This is a genomic window from Gordonia rhizosphera NBRC 16068 (assembly GCF_000298195.1).
GTDB classification, from domain to species: domain Bacteria; phylum Actinomycetota; class Actinomycetes; order Mycobacteriales; family Mycobacteriaceae; genus Gordonia; species Gordonia rhizosphera.
The window spans coordinates 1-19252 of sequence record NZ_BAHC01000206.1 but is presented as its reverse complement, the minus strand read 5'-3'; the positions used below and the strand labels follow the sequence as shown (position 1 = coordinate 19252).

The window sequence follows — 19252 nt, the reverse complement described above, 5'->3', positions numbered from 1 at the left end:
CGGTTCGGAGTGAGGGGTATCGATGGCGGACACGGCCTCCACGCATCAAGTACTCGGCACCACGGTCACCATGCCGGTGGAGATCCAGCACGCGCGTTGCTTCGTCGCGGGTTTCACCGCCGATCGCGCCGAGGTCGGGCGGGTCATCGGAGACGGGGTACGCCCCCTGGCCGTCCGGAAGAACCGCACCATGTGCATGCTGGTCTTCGTCGACTACGTCGACGGTGACCTCGGACCGTACAACGAGTTCGGGGTCTGCTTTCTGGTCGAGGACCCGTCACACCCACCGCCCTCGCGGCGCGCGGCACTGCGGTCCCTCGTCGGCGGCGACGCTCGGGCCCTCATCCACCGACTGCCCGTCGACGGCGAGTTCACGCTGGCGGCAGGTCGCCGCATCTGGGGATTCCCCAAGACCCTCGCCGAGTTCGAGGTCGACCACGACTCCCCCACCAAACATGGCCGGCTGACGGCGGACGGACAACTCGTCGTCGACCTCACCGTCCGGCCCGGCATCGGTGTGCCCGACACCGCCACCGACACGGTGCTGACCGCGTACTCCCGACTCGACGGGGTGCTGCGGACGACACCGTGGCGACTCACGTCGACCAACAACACCCGCACCCGCATCGGCGGGGCCACCCTCGTACTCGGCACCCACCCGATCGCCGACGAGTTGCGGTCGTTACGACTGGGCCGGCATGCGTGGATGTCGTCGTCGGTCGGCACGGTGACGATGTCCTTCGGCGACGCGACCGTCGTCGCATCCACCGAGCCTGACCCACCGGTCTAGACTCGGGAAACACAGCCGACCCTGGGAGTGGTGGTGCACCGATGAGCAACCTGGAGGTCCATCCCGCCGAAATCGATTGCCACTCAATCGTTCACCGGGCAACCGGCGACGCCGGGCGGATGATCACGGTGGAGCGGCTGACCGCGCGCGACGTGCCACTGGGTGGTCCGCGGGCGATGACCGTGCACCGCACGCTGCCCCAACGTCAACGGTCACTGATCGGCGCGTGGTGTTTCGCCGACCACTACGGACCCGACGACGTCTCGCTCACCGGCGGGATGGACGTGCCCCCGCATCCGCACACCGGGCTGCAGACCGTGAGTTGGTTGTTCTCCGGGGAGATCGAACACCGTGACACCATAGGCAATCACGCGATGGTCCGGCCCGGTGAGATGAATCTGATGACCGCCGGGCACGGCATCGCCCATACCGAGGTGTCCACGCCACAGACGACGGTGCTGCACGGCGTGCAGCTCTGGGTGGCGCTGCCCGCCGCGGCCGCCGACGCCGACCGCGACTTCGCCCACCACGTTCCGTCGGTGCTCGAACGTGACGGCGTCTCGATCCGGGTCTTTCTCGGTGAACTGCTCGGGAGCCGATCGCCGGTGCACACCTTCACCCCGCTGGTCGGAGCGGAGCTTTCCTTCGAGCCGAGCGCAGGCGTCGAGCTCCCGGTGAACCCCGACCACGAACACGGCGTCCTGGTCGACGCCGGACCGGTCCGGGTGGTCAACTCGGCCGCCGAGGCATTGCAGCGCACCGAGCTCGGCTACATCGGGCTCGGTGCGACCACGATCGGCCTGCGCAACGAATCCGACGAGCGGTCGCGCGTACTGCTTCTCGGCGGCGCCCCGCTCGACGAGCAGATCATCATGTGGTGGAACTTCGTGGGCCGGACCCACGACGACATCGCCGCGTTCCGCCGAGAGTGGAGTGAGCACAGTGACCGATTCGGGCAGGTGCAGGGCTACCGGGGCGAGATCCAGCACCTACCCGCCCCCGCCCTCCCGAACAGTCGGTTACGGCCGCGACACAACGTCCCCGGCGAGGCGTGAGGATCCGCGTCAGGCGCTCTCGCCGAGCAGCCGCGCGAAGTTGGCGATCCCGGCCGCCTCGGCCGCAGTGTCCCGCGCATCCGACCGCGGCGCCGTGACGGCACGAGTCACCTCTGCGGGCGCCGGCGCAGAACCCACGCGCAGTGCCGTCACCAGCTCACGCGCCGCACGACGCACCCGTTCGGACAGAAGCGCGGTGTCCCCCGAGGTCCCCGCCCAATCCTCGGCCGCGGCGTACACCACGGTGGGCACGACGACCGCGCGCAGATAGGAGAACAGCGGCCGCATCGCGTGATCGAGCACCATCGAATGGCGTGGACTGCCACCGGTCGCCGCGATCAGCACGGGCTTACCCTCCATCCGGTCGACGTCGACGAGGTCGAAGAACGACTTGAACAGACCGCTGTAGGAGGCGTTGAACACGGGGGTCGCGGCGATCAGGCTGTCCGCGGCCTGAACCGATTCGACGGCCTCCCGAACCGCCCCGACGGCGAAACCCGACGCCAGCGAGCGACCGATGTCGACGACGAGATCGCGCAGATCGACGATGGTGACGTCGACCGTGATCGGCGAGTCCGCGAGTTCGCCGGTGACCGCGTCGACCAGACGGTCGACGAGCAGCCGCGTCGACGACGGCTCGCCGAGCCCCGCATTGACAGCGACCAGGGACAGCGCTGCGGCGCTCACGAGTTCACCGCCTCGGTCTGCGCACCGGATCGGACGGCGTCGCGGGCGGCGACCAGCGACGCGTGCGTCGGGGCATCCGGGACATCGGCCGGACGGCCGGCAGCGAACCCGGCGCGCAGGTCGGGCAGGACCTCGCCGAGCAGGTCGAGTTGCTCGAGCACGGTCTTGAGTGGGAGGCCTGCGTGGTCGACGAGGAACAGCTGACGCTGATAGTCCCCGAACGACTCACGGAACGTCAGGGTCTTCTCGACGAACTCCTGCGGGCTGCCCACCGTAAGGGGCGTGTCCCGCATGAAGTCCTCCAGGGTCGGACCGTGCCCATACACGGGCGCGTTGACGAAATAGGGCCGGAACTCCCGGATCGCGTCCTGCGAGTTACGCCGGATGAAGAACTGGCCGCCGAGGCCGACGATCGCCTGGTGCGCCTTGCCGTGCCCGTAGTGCTCGTAGCGTTCGCGGTAGAAACCGATCAAGCGCTGGAAGTGCTCCTTGGGCCAGAAGATGTTGTTGGCGAAGAACCCGTCTCCGTAGTAGGCCGCCTGCTCGGCGATCTCGGGACTGCGAATCGAGCCGTGCCACACGAACGGTGCGACGTCGTCGAGCGGGCGCGGCGTCGAGGTGAACGAGGTCAGCGGGGTACGGAACTTGCCCTCCCAGTCGACGACGTCCTCGGTCCACAACCGGTGCAACAGGTGGTAGTTCTCGATGGCCAGCGGGATACCCTGCCGGATGTCCTGCCCGAACCAGGGGTAGACGGGGCCGGTGTTGCCGCGCCCGAGCATCAGGTCGACACGCCCGTCGGCCAGATGCTGCAGCATCGCAAAGTCCTCGGCGATCTTCACCGGGTCGTTCGTGGTGATCAGCGTCGTCGCCGTGGAGAGCTGCAGGCGCTTGGTTTGCGCGGCGATGTAGGCCAGCGTCGTCGTCGGCGAGGACGAGAAGAACGGACGGTTGTGGTGCTCACCGAGTGCGAAGACGTCGAGTCCGATGTCCTCGGCCTTTTTCGCGATCTCGACGATCGCCTTGATCCGCTCGCGCTCGGTCGGCTCGACACCCGTGGTGGGATCGACGGTGATGTCGCTGACGCTGAAGAGTCCGAACTGCATGTCGTGCCTCCTGAAGTGGTCGGAAGGTTCATCCACTGCAAGCGGACCGCGGTCCGATTAATTCCCGGGTAAAGTGACGACGCCTGTGGGCTAGGGTGAGCTCAACGCCCAACCCGTACTGATGGAGTCGACATGAAGGTTCGCAAGTCACTGGCCGCAGCGGTGCTCGCCTCGACGACGGTACTCGTCGCAGCCGGATGTTCAGAGGAGGCACAGCAGACCGCGAGTGACGCGGTGAGCAGCGCGGTCGGCAGCGCGGTCGACCGGGCCTCGGCGGCTCTCGACGAGGCGACCAGTGCGGCGAAGAGCGCGGCACGGGATGCGCTCCTCGGACTCGACAGCCAGGACGCACAGAACATCCTGCGGACCGCGGTCAACCCCGACACGACGTCGGACGAACTCGACAACGTCGTCGACGTCAGCAATCCGGCCACCAAACCGGCGATGGAGGCGTACGTGCAGGCGTCCAGCGCGGCCGGCCTCACCCCGGAGTCCTACACGGTCACCAACGTGAGCGCCGACGGCGACAACCAGGCCAACGCCTCCGTGTCGATCCAGGTCCCCAACGCCGCGCAGCCGACCGACACCACCCTGGCCTACGTCAAGGTCGACGGGAATTGGAAGCTCAGCGGCGACGCGGTCACCCAGCTCTCGTCGATGACCAGCCAGTACGGCAACTGATCCGGCGGTCTATCCCCCGATACGAAGAACTCTCGCCGCGTCCGATTCGGATGCGGCGAGAGTCGTTTCGACGATGCGCTCGAGACATCTGCTGTCCCCCGAGGCGCGAACGGAGCAGCGAGCCACGAAGGCGGCCCTGCGACGGAGCGGTCCCGACGCCTCAGCTGACGGCGCGGAGGTGGCGGCCTTCGCCGCCGTCGATGCCACGGCCGAGCCAGGCGACGATCTCGGACGTCACGCGGTTGCGTTCGGCGACACCTTCGATCTGCGTGAGCGCCGGCACGCAGTGCATGAGTCCGGCATGGAATGCGGCCTCCTGCGACATCCCGTGGCGGTCCATCACCGCCTCATACGATGTGATGCTCTCGTGCAGCGCGCCGTAGCTGACGACCTCCTCGCCCAGGCGCACCGCAACCAGACGGGGCGTCGCTTCTGCCCGCCTCCGGATGTCCTCCAACAACTCAGCCATCATCACAGCCATTCCCCCGAAATCTCATCAACGACCCTGCCACCTTGCCTCCCTGCTCGGTACGGCTCGGGTCCCTACATATAGCTTGCCTTGCTAATGGACTTTTGGAAACCGCAGCCGTCATTCACATGGCGAATACTCAGCAACACCGAGAATTCGCCGCCCAGGTTCCATGTTACTTGTGTGACCAATGGGGTTGAAGTTGTGGATATGGCTGATGTGCAAGTGTTATCGCCACGTCACGTCACCGCGACTTCATCGCCCGCTGAACCCGGCTCAGCGTGCCCGGTCCTCAGCCATGGCATCGATCAGGCTCTTGGGCCGCAGATCCGTCCAGTTCTTCTCGACGTACTCCAGGCACGCCGCCCGGCTGTCCTCACCGAACACGGTGGTCCAGCCCGCCGGGATGTCGGCGAAGGTCGGCCACAGCGAGTGCTGGTTCTCGTCGTTCACCAGGACGTAGAAACGCCCGGCCTCGTCGTCGAAGGGGTTGGTCATGGTCAGTCCTCTCCATTACTGATCGTGGTGGTGTCGTTGTCGTTCGGCTGTCCGCCTCCGGACAGCCACTGCTCGAGCGTCGGCCCGATGACGTCGAGGGCCTCCGGGTTGGCGAGACCGAGGTGGTCGGCGTCGACGTCGACGTTGGTGATCGTTCCGGCGACGTATGGCTCCCACCCGCGGGCCACCGCGGTCGGGTCCTCCTTGTCGCGGGTGGCGGTGAACACCAGCAGCGGGCCGTCGAACGGCGCGGGCCGATAGTTCTCCACCAGCGCCTCACCGGTGGCGAAGCTGTCCATCACCCACTGCACCTGGTCGGCGCCCAACAGCCCCATCGACGCGATCTGCGTCCGGATGATCTCCGCGACCTCCTCGGCGCTGTCCGCGTGCACATCCTCGTCGAGGTCGAAGAGATCCCGCCATCCACCGAGGAAGTCGCCGACGAAGTCGCCGCCGAGCTGCACCCCGACGGGGATGGTCTCCTCCGATCCTTCGGCGACCGGGATCGGTGAGGAGTCTATCACGCCGAGGAACGCGACCTCCTCGCCCTCCGCGCGCAGGCGGGCGGCGATCGCGTAGGCGATGTAACCGCCCAGAGACCACCCGAGCAGGTGATAGGGGCCCTGCGGTGAGACCCGACGGATCTCCTCGAGATAACGGTCGGCCATCGCCTCGACCGATGCGGCGCTCGGCTCCCCGCTCACCACATGCGGATCCTGCAGGCCGTAGACCGGCCGGTCGGCCAGGTAGGGCACGAAGCCGCCGTAGAACCAGGCCAGACCACCCGCCGGGTGCACGCAGAACAGCGGCGGGCGCGAACCCAGCCCGTTGAGCGTGATCAGCACCTGCCCGGCCGACGACCCGCCGCCGTCGAGGCGTGCCGCGACACCGCGCGGGGTCGGATCGTTGAACAGCCACGCGAGTTCGAGCTCGTGGCCGGCCTCACGCAGACCGGCCAGCACCCGTGTCGCCGACAGCGAGTTGCCGCCCAGGTCGAAGAAGCTCTGCGTGACCCCGACCCGATCCATGTCGAGCACCTCGGCGAACACCGCCGCGACGGCCGCCTCGGTCTTCGTCTCCGGGGCCACATACTGTGCCGCCACCTCGATCACGGGTTCGGGCAGTGCCCGCTTGTCGAGCTTGCCCACCGGGGTCATCGGCAGCGCGTCGAGCACCGCGATGCTCGACGGCACCATGTGCGACGGCAGACGTGCGGCGACGTGTTCGCGCAGCTCCGCCACGTCGACAGGCCCGTTCACCACGACGTAGCCGGCCAGCGCCGTGGCCACCGAACCACCGACCCCGATCACAACCGCCGACTCGACCGCCGGATGCGCGGCGAGCACGTTCTCGATCTCACCGAGTTCGATCCGCAGACCACGCAGCTTGACCTGATCATCGGAGCGGCCGGCGTACTCGAGCACCAGTTCGCCCTCGGCGGAGCGGCGCCAGCGGACGACGTCACCGGTGCGGTACATGCGGTCACCCGCTGCCCCGAACGGGTTGGCGACAAATCGTTCCGCGGTCAGTCCCGGACGGTCGAGGTAGCCGCGTGAGAGCGCTGCACCGGTCGCGTACAGCTCGCCCGGCACACCGACGGGCACCGGATGGAGCCGGTCGTCGAGGACGAGCAGCCCCACACCGCCGATCGGAGCGCCCATGTGGACCAGTTGTCCCGGATGCATCGGCGTGCTCAGCGAGATGCCGATCGTCGTCTCGGTCGGTCCGTACAGGTTGTGGAAGCGTACGTGCGGCGACCATTCGTCCATCAGCGCCGGTGGCACCGCCTCACCGCCGCACATCAGGGCGGACAGATCCGGCAGCTGCTCAGGATCGAGCGACGACAGCACGGTCGGGGTCAGGAACGTGTGCGCCACCTTCTGGGTGCGCAGGAAGTCCTGCAACACCACACCGCCGACCGCCTCGGCCGGCCGATAGGCCAGCGTGCCGCCGTTGACCGTGGCGAGCAGGTACTCGAGCACGGACGCGTCGAAGCTTGGCGACGCGAAGCCCAACACCACCGGCGCCTCGGCGACCGCCAGCGCTGTCGACTCCTGAGCACCGAAGTTGGCCAGTCCCGCGTGGGTCACGGACACACCCTTGGGCCGACCGGTCGACCCAGACGTGTAGATCACGTAGGCGACGTTCTCGATACGCACCGGGCGGAGGATGTCGGCCGGGGTGACCCGCCGGTCGTCGAAACCGTCGATCTCGCCGGCGACCGCGACGTCGTCGAGCCGAATCCAGTCGAAACCCCGCTCCGGCAGCTCGCCGGTGGCCGCGGTCAGACCGAGGCTCGCGCCCGAGTCCTCCACCATCGTGGCCACGCGCTCGGCCGGATAGTCGGGATCGACCGGGACATAGCCGGCCCCCGTCTTCGCCACCGCCCAGATGGCGGTCAGCAATTCGGCTGACCGGCCGATTGCCAGCGCGACCAGCGACTCGGTGCCGACACCGCGGGCGATCAACCACCGTGCCAGGCGATTCGATCGCGCATCCAGCTCCGCGTAGGTGAGCGAAGCGCCGCCACCGTCGACAACGGCGATTCGGTCGGGGTGCCGGTCGGCGGCGTCGGTGAAGATGTCCGCCAACAGTCGCGGCTCGGTGCCCGGCCCACCGGACACCGGTGTCAGGGTCCGCATCACGTGGGGAGCCACCAGACCGATGTCGGCGGTCAGAGTGTCGGGACACGTCGCCACCGTCCGCAGGATCTCCACCAGAGCGTCGCTGAACACCTGGATCTGGTCGGCGTCGAAGGCGCTCGGCAGGTACTTGACGGTGAGCGAGAGCCGGCCGCCGGATACCGGCGAGGTGGCCATGTTGAGCGGGTAGTGCGTGGCGTCGGAACCCTCGAAGTCCTGGATCTCGAGTCCACCGGTGACCGACGCATCCGTCGTCGTCAACGACTCGGTGTTCACCGGGTAGGACTCGTGCACCGTGAGGGTGTCGAACAGCGGGCCGGCGACACCGGCTCCCCCGCCGGCCAGGGCCGTCAGCTCCGGCAGCGCGAGGTGCTGATGATCGAGCACCGACACCTTCGCCGCCTGCAAGCGCGACAGCACCTCGGTGATCGGCGCCTGCGGATCGACATCGACCACCGCGGGCAGCGTGTTGATGAAGAGACCGACCATCGACTCGACACCCTCGATGTCGGCGGGCCGACCCGAGACCGTCTCCGCGAACGATACGACACGGTTTCCGGTGAGTCGGGACAGCAACACCGCCCACGCGAACTGCAGCACCGTCGCCACCGTCGCACCCTCGGCCCGGGCCACCGCCTCGATCCCGGAGACAAGTTCGGAATCCAGGATCACTGCATGATCCTGCGGCAGCGCGTCGCTGGTCGCCTCGGCACCCGGCGCGACCAGCGTCGGCGTGTCGACCGGGGCGAGCACCTCGCGCCACGCCGCCCGCCCGGCGGCCTTGTCGATCGACGCGATGTGGGTCAGGTAGTCCTCGAAATCGCCACCGCCGCTGCCGATCTGACCGGTGTAGGTGGTGCCGGTCGCATACAGCGCGAGCAGATCGGCGAGCACCAGCGGACCCGACCAGCCGTCGATCAGGATGTGGTGATTGGTCACCACGAGGTGGGCACTGTCCCCGTGCCGGACCACGGCGAACCGCATCAGCGGCGGGCGTTCGAGATCGAACGGCTCCCGCCGTTGCGCCTGCGCCGCCTGCCGGATGCGGGTGTCGACCGCATCGGCGGTCTCACCGGCGTCGAGGTCGATCACCTGCCAGCCCACCTCGACCGATTCGGGCACCACGGCCACGACCGCACCGCTGCCGGTGCGCACGAAGCCCGACCGCAGCGCGCGGTGTTCGGCGAACAGCGCCTGCGCCGCGCCGCGCAGCCGGTCCAGGTCGATGGTGCCACCGAGCTTCAGGATCGACTGCACCACATAGACGTCGACTGCGGCGTTGTGCTGGGTCGAGGCCAGCATGGACTCGAAGTGCAGCCCGGACTGCAGCGGCGACAAGGGCCAGATGTCGGCGCCCGGGAACCGGTGCGCCAGCTCGTCGAGATCGGCCTGTGTCACGCCGGTACCCGGCACATCCGACGGGGACAGGCCCGGATCGCCGGCGCTCGCGAGATGTTCGACGACGGCGGTCAATTCCCGCTGCCAGCGCCCCGCGATGTCGGCGACGTCGTCGGCGGACAGCACCGAGGAGACGAACATGAAGTCCGCGGACAGCTCACGGCCGGATTCGACCGCCCGCGCACCGACGTTGACGGTCAGCGTGTTCATCGCGGCCATCGCCCCGGAGACCGTCGCCGGCAGCACCGGCGCCGCGGCGTCGGCCAGGAACGGCACGTCGAGGTCGTCGGCGGCCGAGCGCGCTCCGCCGCCGAGGAAGTTGAATCCGATCGACGGCAACGCGGTGCCCGCGAGCCGCTCGTCGCCGCCGAAGCGCAGCGTGCCGAATCCGACACCGCGGTCGGGCTGCCCGAGCCGCTCCTCCTTGGCCGCCTTGACCGCGTGCACGATGTCGGCGGCGGGGTCGAGGTTCGTCGGCGCGATGGTGGTGAACCATCCCACGGTGCGCGACAGATCGGCCGTGGCCGGGTGCGCACCGCTCGCCAGCACCTCCTCGTAGCGGCCGTGGCCCTCCATCAACACCGACACCGGATTGTCGTCGGCGATCCCGCGGTCGACCTGCCACGAGCGCACCGCTCGTGCCAGAGCCGCCACCAGGGCGTCGTTGACGTGTCCGGCGTACGCCTCGGGCACCGTGGTGAGCAGCGCCTCGGTGACCGCGGCATCCACGGCGACCGTTACGGATTCGGTGGTGGAGAACCGGTCCCGGCTCCGGTCGAATGCGACACCGAAGTCCGTCGGCGCCCGATCCACCCGGGCCGCCCAGTAGGCCACCTCGTCGGCGCGGTCTTCGGCCTGATCGGCGAGCGCCGCATGCCACGCACGTGCCGATGTCACCTCACGGCGGACGTTCGGCTCGAATCCCGCCTGCAGCTGACCCCACACGGTGATCACGTCCTCGATGAGGATCGGCCACGAGACGGCGTCGACACCGAGATGGTGGATCGCGAGGACCACACGCGCGCCGCCCTGGCCCGAGACCAGCACCGCGGACACGATGACCCCCGCCTCCGGGTCCAGCCGGCCCAGCGCATCGGCATGGGCGACGCGCAGCGACTCACCGAACTCCGGCGAGGACACCGGTACTTCGGTGGACATCTCTGCGACCACGCAGCCCGTGCCGTCACCGACCCGATACGTCCACTGCCCGTCGACCTGCGCCAGTCGCGCCGAGAGCATCGGGTGCGCCGCGGCGACCTCGGTCAGCACCCGGGTCAGACCCTCGACGTCGAGACCGTCCGGGGCCGTCAGCACCATCGCCTGCGAGAAGTCGGCGAAATCGCTTGGCGTATCCGACAACTCGAGCATCCACGAGGCGACCGGGGAGATCTCGATGCGGTCGTCGCCGGTGTCCGGCTCGGTGATCATCGGCAGTTGTGCGCCACCGACCGCCAGCGCGTGCGCCATCGCGCGCACCGACTTGTGCTCGAAGATGTCGCGTGGCGACACCTGCAGTCCCGCGGCCCGGGCCGCCGAGGACAGCTGGATGGCCAGGATCGAATCTCCGCCGAGGGCGAAGAACGACTCGACGACGCTGATCCGGTCGACACCGAGAACGCCGGCGACGACTCGTGCGAGCGTCTCCTCGGTCGAGGTCTCCGGCGCCACGTAATCCTCGCCGTGGCCCTCGAGTTCGGGCATCGGCAGGGCCCGACGATCGAGTTTCCCGTTGGCCGTCAGCGGCAGCGACCCCACCGTGATGATCACGCTCGGCACCATGTAGCCGGGCACCGCGCGGGTCACGACGTCGCGGACGTGCGCAGCGTCGACGTCCCCAGCACCCTCGGCGACGACGTATCCGATGAGTTGTTCACCGCGACCTGGCAGTTCGACGACATTGGCCGCGGCCGCCGACACCCCGTCGACACCGAGGAGCGCGGCCTCGATCTCGCCGTATTCGATGCGGAACCCACGCAGCTGCACCTGTGCGTCACCACGACCGAGGTACTCGATGTCGTCACCGACTCGGCGTGCGAGGTCACCGGTCCGGTACATCCGCCCGCCGTCGCGATCGAATGGGTTGGCGACGAACCGCGTCGACGACAGTCCCGGACGGCCCAGATAGCCCTGCGCCAACTGGCCACCGGTGACATACATCTCCCCGACGACACCCGGCGGGACCGGATGCAGCCGCTCGTCGAGGATGTGGATCGCCAACGACCCCAGCGGACGGCCGATGAGCGAGGCATCCCCCACCGACACCAGTTCGCGGTCCAGCGGACGGTAGCTGACGTGCACCGTGGTCTCGGTGATGCCGTACATGTTGACCAGCTGAGCCGTCTCGGCCGGGTGGTCGTCGTACCAGCGGCGCACCTGTTCGAATCCGAGTGCCTCGCCGCCGAACACGATGTAGCGCAACGGCAGATCCACGCGGTTGCGCCGCCGCGCGTCGATCAGCTGGTAGAAGGCCGACGGTGTCTGGTTGAGTACCGTGACGCCCTCGGCGTGCAGCAGTTCGACGAAGGCATCCGGATCGCGGGCGAGGCCGCGGTCCACGATCACCAGTCGCGCACCCGACAGGAACGGACCCCACAGCTCCCACACCGAGAAGTCGAACGCGTAGGAGTGGAACATCGTCCACACGTCGGTCGGTTCGAAATCGAAATCGCCTGCCGCCGTGTCCATCAGGGTCACCACATCGCGGTGGGTGATTTCCACGCCCTTGGGCAGGCCGGTGGATCCCGAGGTGTAGATCACGTAGGCGCGCGAGGCCGGCGACACCGCCACCGACACCGGCGCGGCGCCGTCACCCTCGCGGGCCAGTTCCTCGATGTCGACGGCCGTCACGGTCTGCGGCAGAGACGAGAACAACTCGTGGCCTGCGGTCGCGGGATCGGTGATGACGATGCCCACCGCCGCATCGGACACGATGAACGCCAGGCGTTCCGCGGGATTGGTGGTGTCGAGCGGGAGATAACCCGCACCGGCCTTCATCACCGCGATGATCGACACCGCGAGATCGACCGAGCGAGCAGTGGCGATACCGACCAGGTCACCCGCTTCGACGCCGCGCGCGATCAGCGCCGCGGCCACCGCATCCGAGCGGTCGTCGAGATCGCCGTAGGACAGCGAGGCGCCCTCGGCCGTCACGGCGGTGCGCGTCCGGTGCCGCGCGACCGTCGCCGCGAACAGGTCCACGAGACTGCGTTCGGCGTTGACGGTGTCGGTCACCGGGGCCGGCAGCGACCCGAGCGCGTCGGCCTCGGTGACCGACAACACGGGAATGTCGCCGACCGGTGCGGACGGATCCTCGACACAGGCGGCGAGCACCCGCAGGAAGCGTTCCGTCATGGACTCGATCGTCGCCGCGTCGAACAGGTCGGTCGCGAAGACGATCTGCGCCGGCCACGGAAGGCCCTCTGTGCCGCCGGCGATGGCGAAGGTGAGGTCAACCTTGGCCGGTGTCTCCGGTGGTTCGACCGGCGAGATCGTCAGGCCGGCAACCGTTGTCGAGTCGGCCGTGCTCCCGAGCGCATTCGCGAACTCCGGCAGCGTCGACTGGTGGAAGGTCAGCAGCACCTGGGTCAGCGGCGCGAACGCCTCCGAACGCACCGGATCGAGGTGCTCGACCAGCGTTTCGAACGGTACGTCGGCATGCGCGAACGCGTCGAGGTCGGTGACCCGGACCTGATCGAGCAACTCGGCGAACGACATTCCCGCATCGACGTCGGCGCGGAGCACGAGGGTGTTCACGAACATGCCGACCATGGCGTCGAGCACCTGTCGGCCACGGCCCGCGATCGGGGTGCCCACCGCGATGTCGGAGGTCGCCGACAGCCGCGCCAGCAGCACCGACAGCGCCGCGTGGACGACCATGAACTGGGTGACGCCACGTGCGTGCGCGAACGCCGCGATCCGGTCGACGGTGTCGGCCGGGATCTCGAAGGAGACCTGGTCACCGCGTTGCGTCGCGACCACCGGCCGCGGCCGGTCGGATGGCAGTTCGAGCACATCCGGCAGGCCGCGCAGTTTCGACGACCAATACGACAGCTGTTGTCCCACCACGGAGTCGGCGTCGTCGGTGGAACCCAGCACCTGATGTTGCCAGATCGAGAAGTCTGCGAACTGCACCTCCATCGGCGCGAACGCGGGTTCCTGGCCGGCCGCCCGTGCGGCGTAGGCGGTGACGAGGTCGGCGACGAGCGGGGCCATCGACTCGCCGTCGGCGGCGATGTGGTGGGCGACGAGCGCGAACACGAACTCGCCGTCGGCGACACGTAGCAGGCGAGCCCGCAGCGGCCATTGACGGGTGACGTCGAAGCCGGCGGTGGCCGACGCCTGCAACTCGGCGGCCGACGCCGCCACCGCCCAGTCGAACCGTTCGCCGATGTGTTCGGCGGGCTCGACCACCTGGACCGGGACACCGTCCACCGACGGGAACGTCGTCCGCAGCACTTCGTGACGTGCCACGACGTCCTTTGTCGCCGCACGTAGCGCCGCAGTGTCCAGATCCCCCATCAGACGCAGCACCATCGGCACGTTGTAGGTCGAGGACGAGGGGTCGAACTGGTTGATGAACCACATGCGGGCCTGAGCAAAGGACACCGGCACCGGTTCGGGGCGCGGCTCGATCGCCACGATCGGCGCCAGTCCGGCGCCGCGTCCCTCGATGGCGGCGGCCAGCGACCGCGGCGTCGGCGCCTCGAAGACGTCACGGACCGCGACGTCGGCACCCACGACATCGGCCACACGGGCCGCCACTCGAGTCGCGGAGAGCGAATTGCCACCGACCTCGAAGAAGCTGTCCACCACGCTGACCCGATCTTCGCCGAGCACCTCGGCGAAGATCTCCGCCACCGCAAGCTCCAAGTCGGTCGCCGGCGCGATGTACTCCCCCGCCTCGATCTGTGGTTCGGGGAGGGCACGTTTGTCGAGTTTGCCGACCGGGGTCAGCGGCAGCGCATCCAGCACCGCGATACTCGCCGGCACCATGTGTGACGGCAGCCGCTGCCCGACGTACGCCCGCAGCTCACCGATCTCCACATGCTCGCGCAGCACCACGTAGGCGGCCAGGGCCGTCGCCACCGAGCCACCGACACCGATGACCACGGCGGACTTCACCTGCGGATGCGATGCCAGCACGGCTTCGATCTCGCCGAGCTCGATGCGCAGGCCACGCAACTTCACCTGATCGTCGCTGCGGCCGACGTATTCGAGGACGAGGTCGCCGGCCCGATCGTGGCGCCAGCGCACCACGTCGCCGGTGCGGTACATCCGTTCGCCCGGCCCGCCGAAGGGATTGACCACGAATCGGCTCGACGTCAGTCCTGGGCGACCGACGTATCCGCTGGCCAGCGCGCCACCCGCGATGTACAACTCGGCGGCGACACCCATCGGCACCGGGTGCAGCCGCGAATCCAGCACCAGCAGATCGGCACCCGGGATCGGACTGCCCATCGTCTTCGGTTCGCCGGGCAGCATGGCCTTGCTCATCACGGTGACGATGGTCGTCTCGGTCGGACCGTACCAGTCGTAGAACGAAACCAGCGGTCCCCACTGCTCCACCAGGGACGCCGCCACGTTCTCGCCGCCCGAAACGAGCGCCCGCAGGTCGGGCACCGATCCCGGTTCCAACGTGGCCAGCACCGTGGGTGTGAGGCATGCGTGGGTCACCCGCTGCGCACGCATGAACGCGGCCAGCGGTTCCCCGCCCAACGTGTCATCAGAGCGGTACAGCAACGCCGCGCCCGCCCCTGTGGGTGCCAGCCACTCGAGGATCGACATGTCGAAGCTCGGTGAGGAGAATCCGAGGACACGCGACTTGTCGGTCAATCCCCAGCGCTCGACCGCGATCCGCGTGAAGTTCTCCACACTGCGGGCGGTGACCGCCACTCCCTTCGGGGTACCGGTGGAGCCGGACGTGTAGATCAGGTAGGCGACCGCATCCGGATGTGGTGTGCCGATGATCTCGTCCGGGCTCAGCACCGACGGGTCCAGTTCCGCGGTCCGCGCACCGAAGTCCGCGGTATCCACTGCGATCCAGTCGAGGCTGGTTGGCAACGACGAACGGTGGCGCTCGCTGGTGAGTCCGACCCGGACCCCGGAGTCCGACAGCATGTGTTCGATGCGGTCCGTCGGATAGCCGGGGTCGACGGGTAGGTAACCCGCGCCGGCCTTGGCCACCGCCCAGACCATCGTCAGGAACTCGACCGACCTGCCGATCGCCAACGCCACCAGCGATTCCACGCCGACCCCCTGCGAGATCAGCCAGCGCGCAACACGGTTCGACTGCGCATCGAGCTCCGCATAGGTCAGCGCACTGCCGGAAGCGTCGGTCACCGCGAGATTGCCCGGGTAGCGGGCGGCGGTGTCCGCGAGCATCGCGTTCAGCGGCCGAGGCCCGACCACGGCCGGGCCACCGCTGACCGGCACCAGCGTCGCCGCGTCCTGCGGGGTCAGTAGATCAATGTCCCCGAGCACGACATCTGGATCGGCGACCATCGATTCGACCACCCGCATCCACGACTCGACGAAGCGGCGGACCGTCACCTCGTCGAACAGTGAATGAGCATAGACGAATTCGACCGTCATCGGCGAGGTCTCGGTCCGCGAGGTCACGCCCACCATCAGTTCGAACTTGGCGACCTGATCGGGCAGCTCCAACGGTTGCGCGACCACCCCGGCGGCCTCGAGGGTGGTCTCACCGGGTCGGCCGTCGATATGGGTGAAGGCGATCTGCGCCAACGGCGGGAAGGCGGTGGACCGCGTCGGCGCGAGCTCCTCGATCAGCTCCTCGAACTGCACGTCGGCGTGGGCGAAGGCCTCGAGGTCCTCGGTGCGCACCTTCGCGACGAAGTCGGACACCGATTGGGCCTCGTCCACCGCGGTCCGCAACACCAGCGTGTTGACGAACATGCCGACCAGTTCGCCGACCGCGGCGTCGGTGCGGCCGGCGATCGGCGTGCCGATCACCACGTCGTCGGTGGCGGCCAGCCGGGCCACCAGGATCGCCAGGGCGGCATGCGAGGCCATGAACGGGGTCACGCCGTGCGTCCTTGCGAAGCGCTCCAGTCCACGGGCCAGACCGTCGTCGACGGTCATCGACACCACTCCCGCGGTGGTCTCCATGACCGCGGGGCGAGGGCGGTCCATCGGCAGGTCGGTCACCGACGGCAGCGCGGCGAGATGTTCGCGCCAGTACGCGAGCTGCCGACCCAGCAGACTGTTCGGGTCGTCCGCGGTGCCGAGGGTGTCGCGCTGCCACAGTGCGTAGTCGGCGTACTGCACGCCCAGCGGTGCCGCGGTGGATCCGTCACCGGTCCGCGACACGTACGCCGCGAGTAGATCGCGCACGAACACCGCGGTGGACGCGCCGTCGAAGGCGATGTGATGGGCGGTCAGCACGACCTCGTAGGTGTCGTCGCCGGCCTTGCGGAGACGACCACGGATCGGCAGATCGACGGTCACGTCGAAACCCTGTGTCGCGGAGGCCGACAATTCGGCCTCGTCGTCGACCACCTGCCAGTCGAGCGCCTCACGCGCCTGCCCGGCGTCGAGAATGTGCTGGAACGGGCCGTCGGCGTCGAGCGGGTAGATGGTGCGCAGCACCTCGTGCCGCTCGAGCACATCACCGATCGCGTCCGCGAGGGCGTCGGCGTCGAGATTTCCGGTCAGCCGCAACGCCATCGGGATGTTGTATGCCGAGGACGACGGATCGAACCGGTTGATGAACCACATCCGCGACTGCGCCATCGACAGCGGCAGCCGTGCCGGGCGTGCGCCGGCGACGAGCGGGGCCACGGTCCGCCCCCGACCGGCGACGGCCTCGACGAGTTCGCGCACCGTCGGGAAGTCGAAGAGATCGCGCACCGACACGTCGACACCGAGTCCCTCGGCGACCCGGGCGGCGACCCGCATCGCCGACAGCGAGTTGCCGCCGATGTCGAAGAACGATTCGGTCACGCCGACCCGCTCGACCCCGAGGACATCGGCGATCACCGCGGCGACCAGCGCCTCGTCGTCGGTGTCCGGCGCAACGTACTCGCCGAGCTCGAACACGGGCGCGGGCAGCGCGTTGCGGTTGAGCTTGCCGGAACTGTTGAGGGCGATGTCGTCGAGGGTCATCCACACCGACGGGCGCATGTACTCCGGCAGCGCCTCGGCGACGGCGGCCTTGACCGTCTCGACGTCGACCGATGCCGGCGAGATGTAGGCGACGAGATGCTGTCCACCGGTCGGCGCGTCGACGACGGTGCAGGCGGTGTGCACGACACCGGGCGCCGACGCGATCACCGACTCGATCTCACCCAACTCGATCCGCTGACCCCGCAACTTCACCTGGAAATCCGTACGACCCAGATACTCGATCGCACCACCAGAACTCCACCGCACCAGATCCCCGGTCCGATACAACCGCGCACCCGCCACCCCGAACGGATCCGCCACAAACCGCTCCGCGGTCAACCCCGACCGCGACGCATACCCACGAGCAACCTGCACCCCACCCAGATACAACTCACCCGGCACACCCGGCGGCACCAAACGCAACCGCGCATCCAACACATATGTCGACGTATTCCACACCGGCACACCGATGGTGACGTGGTCGGCGCCGGTGACGTCGATGGACGTCACGTCGACGGTCGCCTCGGTGGGCCCGTACAGGTTGTGGATCGCGGTGTGCCCCAGCAACTCGTGCGCCCGGGCGGCCACCGAGGCCGGCAACGCCTCACCCGAGGTGAGCAGCCACTTCAGCGACGCAAGCGAGCGGATCTGTTCGGCGGGCACCACGTCGAGGAACACCGACAACATCGACGGCACGAAATGCACCGACGTCGCCCGCTCATCGGCAAGGAGCTGCGCGAGGTACACCGGATCGGCATGACCACCCGGCCGCGCCACGATGGTCGTCGCACCGACCAGCATCGGCGCGAACAACTCCGGCACCGACACGTCGAAGGTGAACGGCGTCTTGAGCATCACCCGGTCGGCCGGAGTCCAGTCGAATTCGTTCACGCACCAACGCAGGCGGTTCACCAACGACCGATGCGACACCGTCACACCCTTGGGCCGACCCGTCGACCCCGATGTGAACAGCGTGTACACGGCGTCGTCGGACCGCAACGGCGCCAACCGGTCCGCATCCGTGACCGGTGCGACCGACAGATCCACGTCACCGGTGGTGTCAACCTCGATCGTCGGCACGTCCGGGAGCGAGTCAGGGGTTGCGCCGGCCGCGACAAGCACGAACGCCACGTCGGCGGTCTCGACCATGTACTGCACTCGATCGGCCGGGGTGTCCGGGTCGATCGGCACGTACTGGCCACCCGCCGCGACCACCGCATGAATCGCGACGACCAGCTCCACCGAACGGTCCATCGAGACACCCACGGCCACATCGGGTCCCACACCCGCGGCGATCAACTCCCGCGCCAACACGGCGACTCGCGCGCCGAACTCGGCGAAGGACACACTACGCCCCTCGAACACCAGCGCGGTACTCTCGGGCGTCCGGAGCACCTGCGCGGCAACGACATCAGGGACGAGATCGGCCCGAACGGCGACCTCGGCACCCACGGACCATTCCCCGACGACCGTGCGTTCGTCGGCGGAGATGATCTCGATGTCGCCGACCGCCGCGTCCGGACGGGCGAGCAGCCCGCCGAGCAGGGCGGCGAAACGCGCCGCCATCTGTTCAATCCGCGACCGGTCGAACAGATCGGTGGCGTAGACCATCGAGCACGACCAGTCCTCGCCCGCACCGGCCGAACCGACGACGACCGAGAGGTCGAGTTGTGCGGGCACCCAGGACGGCTCCACCGATGACACCGTGAGCCCACCCACCGACCAGTCGGCGCCCTCGACCGACACGGCCGGATCGAAGGACAACATCACCTGGGCGAGCGGCGCGAAACCTTCTGAGCGGG

Annotated in this window: 8 protein-coding genes; 3 read left to right on the top strand and 5 right to left on the bottom strand. The window is 68.5% G+C overall.

The genetic code is table 11. The features are described 5' to 3' along the window. Nucleotides 1–22: 22 nt before the first annotated feature. Nucleotides 23–790 carry an acetoacetate decarboxylase family protein gene (locus GORHZ_RS24890; protein WP_006338032.1) on the top strand — a complete coding sequence of 256 codons (768 nt, stop codon included), beginning with the start codon at nt 23–25 and terminating at the stop codon, nt 788–790. A 41-nt stretch (nt 791–831) separates the two neighbouring features. Further along, the gene (locus tag GORHZ_RS24885; RefSeq protein WP_006338031.1) at nt 832–1845 is read left to right on the top strand and encodes a pirin family protein; all 1014 of its coding nucleotides are present in this window, start codon (nt 832–834) and stop codon (nt 1843–1845) included. Nucleotides 1846–1854: 9 nt separating this feature from the next. Here the strand turns inward: GORHZ_RS24885 and GORHZ_RS24880 are convergent, their stop codons facing one another. Continuing rightward, nucleotides 1855–2532: a CE1759 family FMN reductase gene (locus tag GORHZ_RS24880; RefSeq protein ID WP_006338030.1), complete on the bottom strand. Its 678-nt coding sequence runs from the start codon at nt 2530–2532 to the stop codon at nt 1855–1857. Beyond that, nucleotides 2529–3638, bottom strand: coding sequence for an LLM class flavin-dependent oxidoreductase (locus GORHZ_RS24875; protein ID WP_006338029.1), 1110 nt, complete (start codon nt 3636–3638; stop codon nt 2529–2531). The genes GORHZ_RS24880 and GORHZ_RS24875 overlap by 4 nt, the downstream gene beginning before the upstream one ends. Before the next feature lie 132 nt (nt 3639–3770). On the opposite strand from GORHZ_RS24875, the gene GORHZ_RS24870 reads away from it, so the two are divergent. Beyond that, complete coding sequence (locus GORHZ_RS24870) at nt 3771–4319, top strand: MTB12 C-terminal domain-containing protein (RefSeq protein ID WP_006338028.1); 549 nt, start codon at nt 3771–3773, stop codon at nt 4317–4319. 160 nt (nt 4320–4479) lie between these two features. On the opposite strand, the gene GORHZ_RS24865 is transcribed toward GORHZ_RS24870, so the two are convergent. The 3 genes from GORHZ_RS24865 to GORHZ_RS24855 all read right to left on the bottom strand — a co-directional run. After that, the gene (locus tag GORHZ_RS24865; RefSeq protein ID WP_245551507.1) at nt 4480–4788 is read right to left on the bottom strand and encodes a hypothetical protein; all 309 of its coding nucleotides are present in this window, start codon (nt 4786–4788) and stop codon (nt 4480–4482) included. Nucleotides 4789–5064: 276 nt separating this feature from the next. Beyond that, complete coding sequence (locus GORHZ_RS24860; RefSeq protein WP_006338025.1) at nt 5065–5286, bottom strand: MbtH family protein; 222 nt, start codon at nt 5284–5286, stop codon at nt 5065–5067. A gap of 2 nt (nt 5287–5288) precedes the next feature. After that, a partial coding sequence (locus tag GORHZ_RS24855) for a non-ribosomal peptide synthetase (RefSeq protein ID WP_006338024.1) occupies nt 5289–19252 on the bottom strand: 13964 nt, incomplete at its 5' end.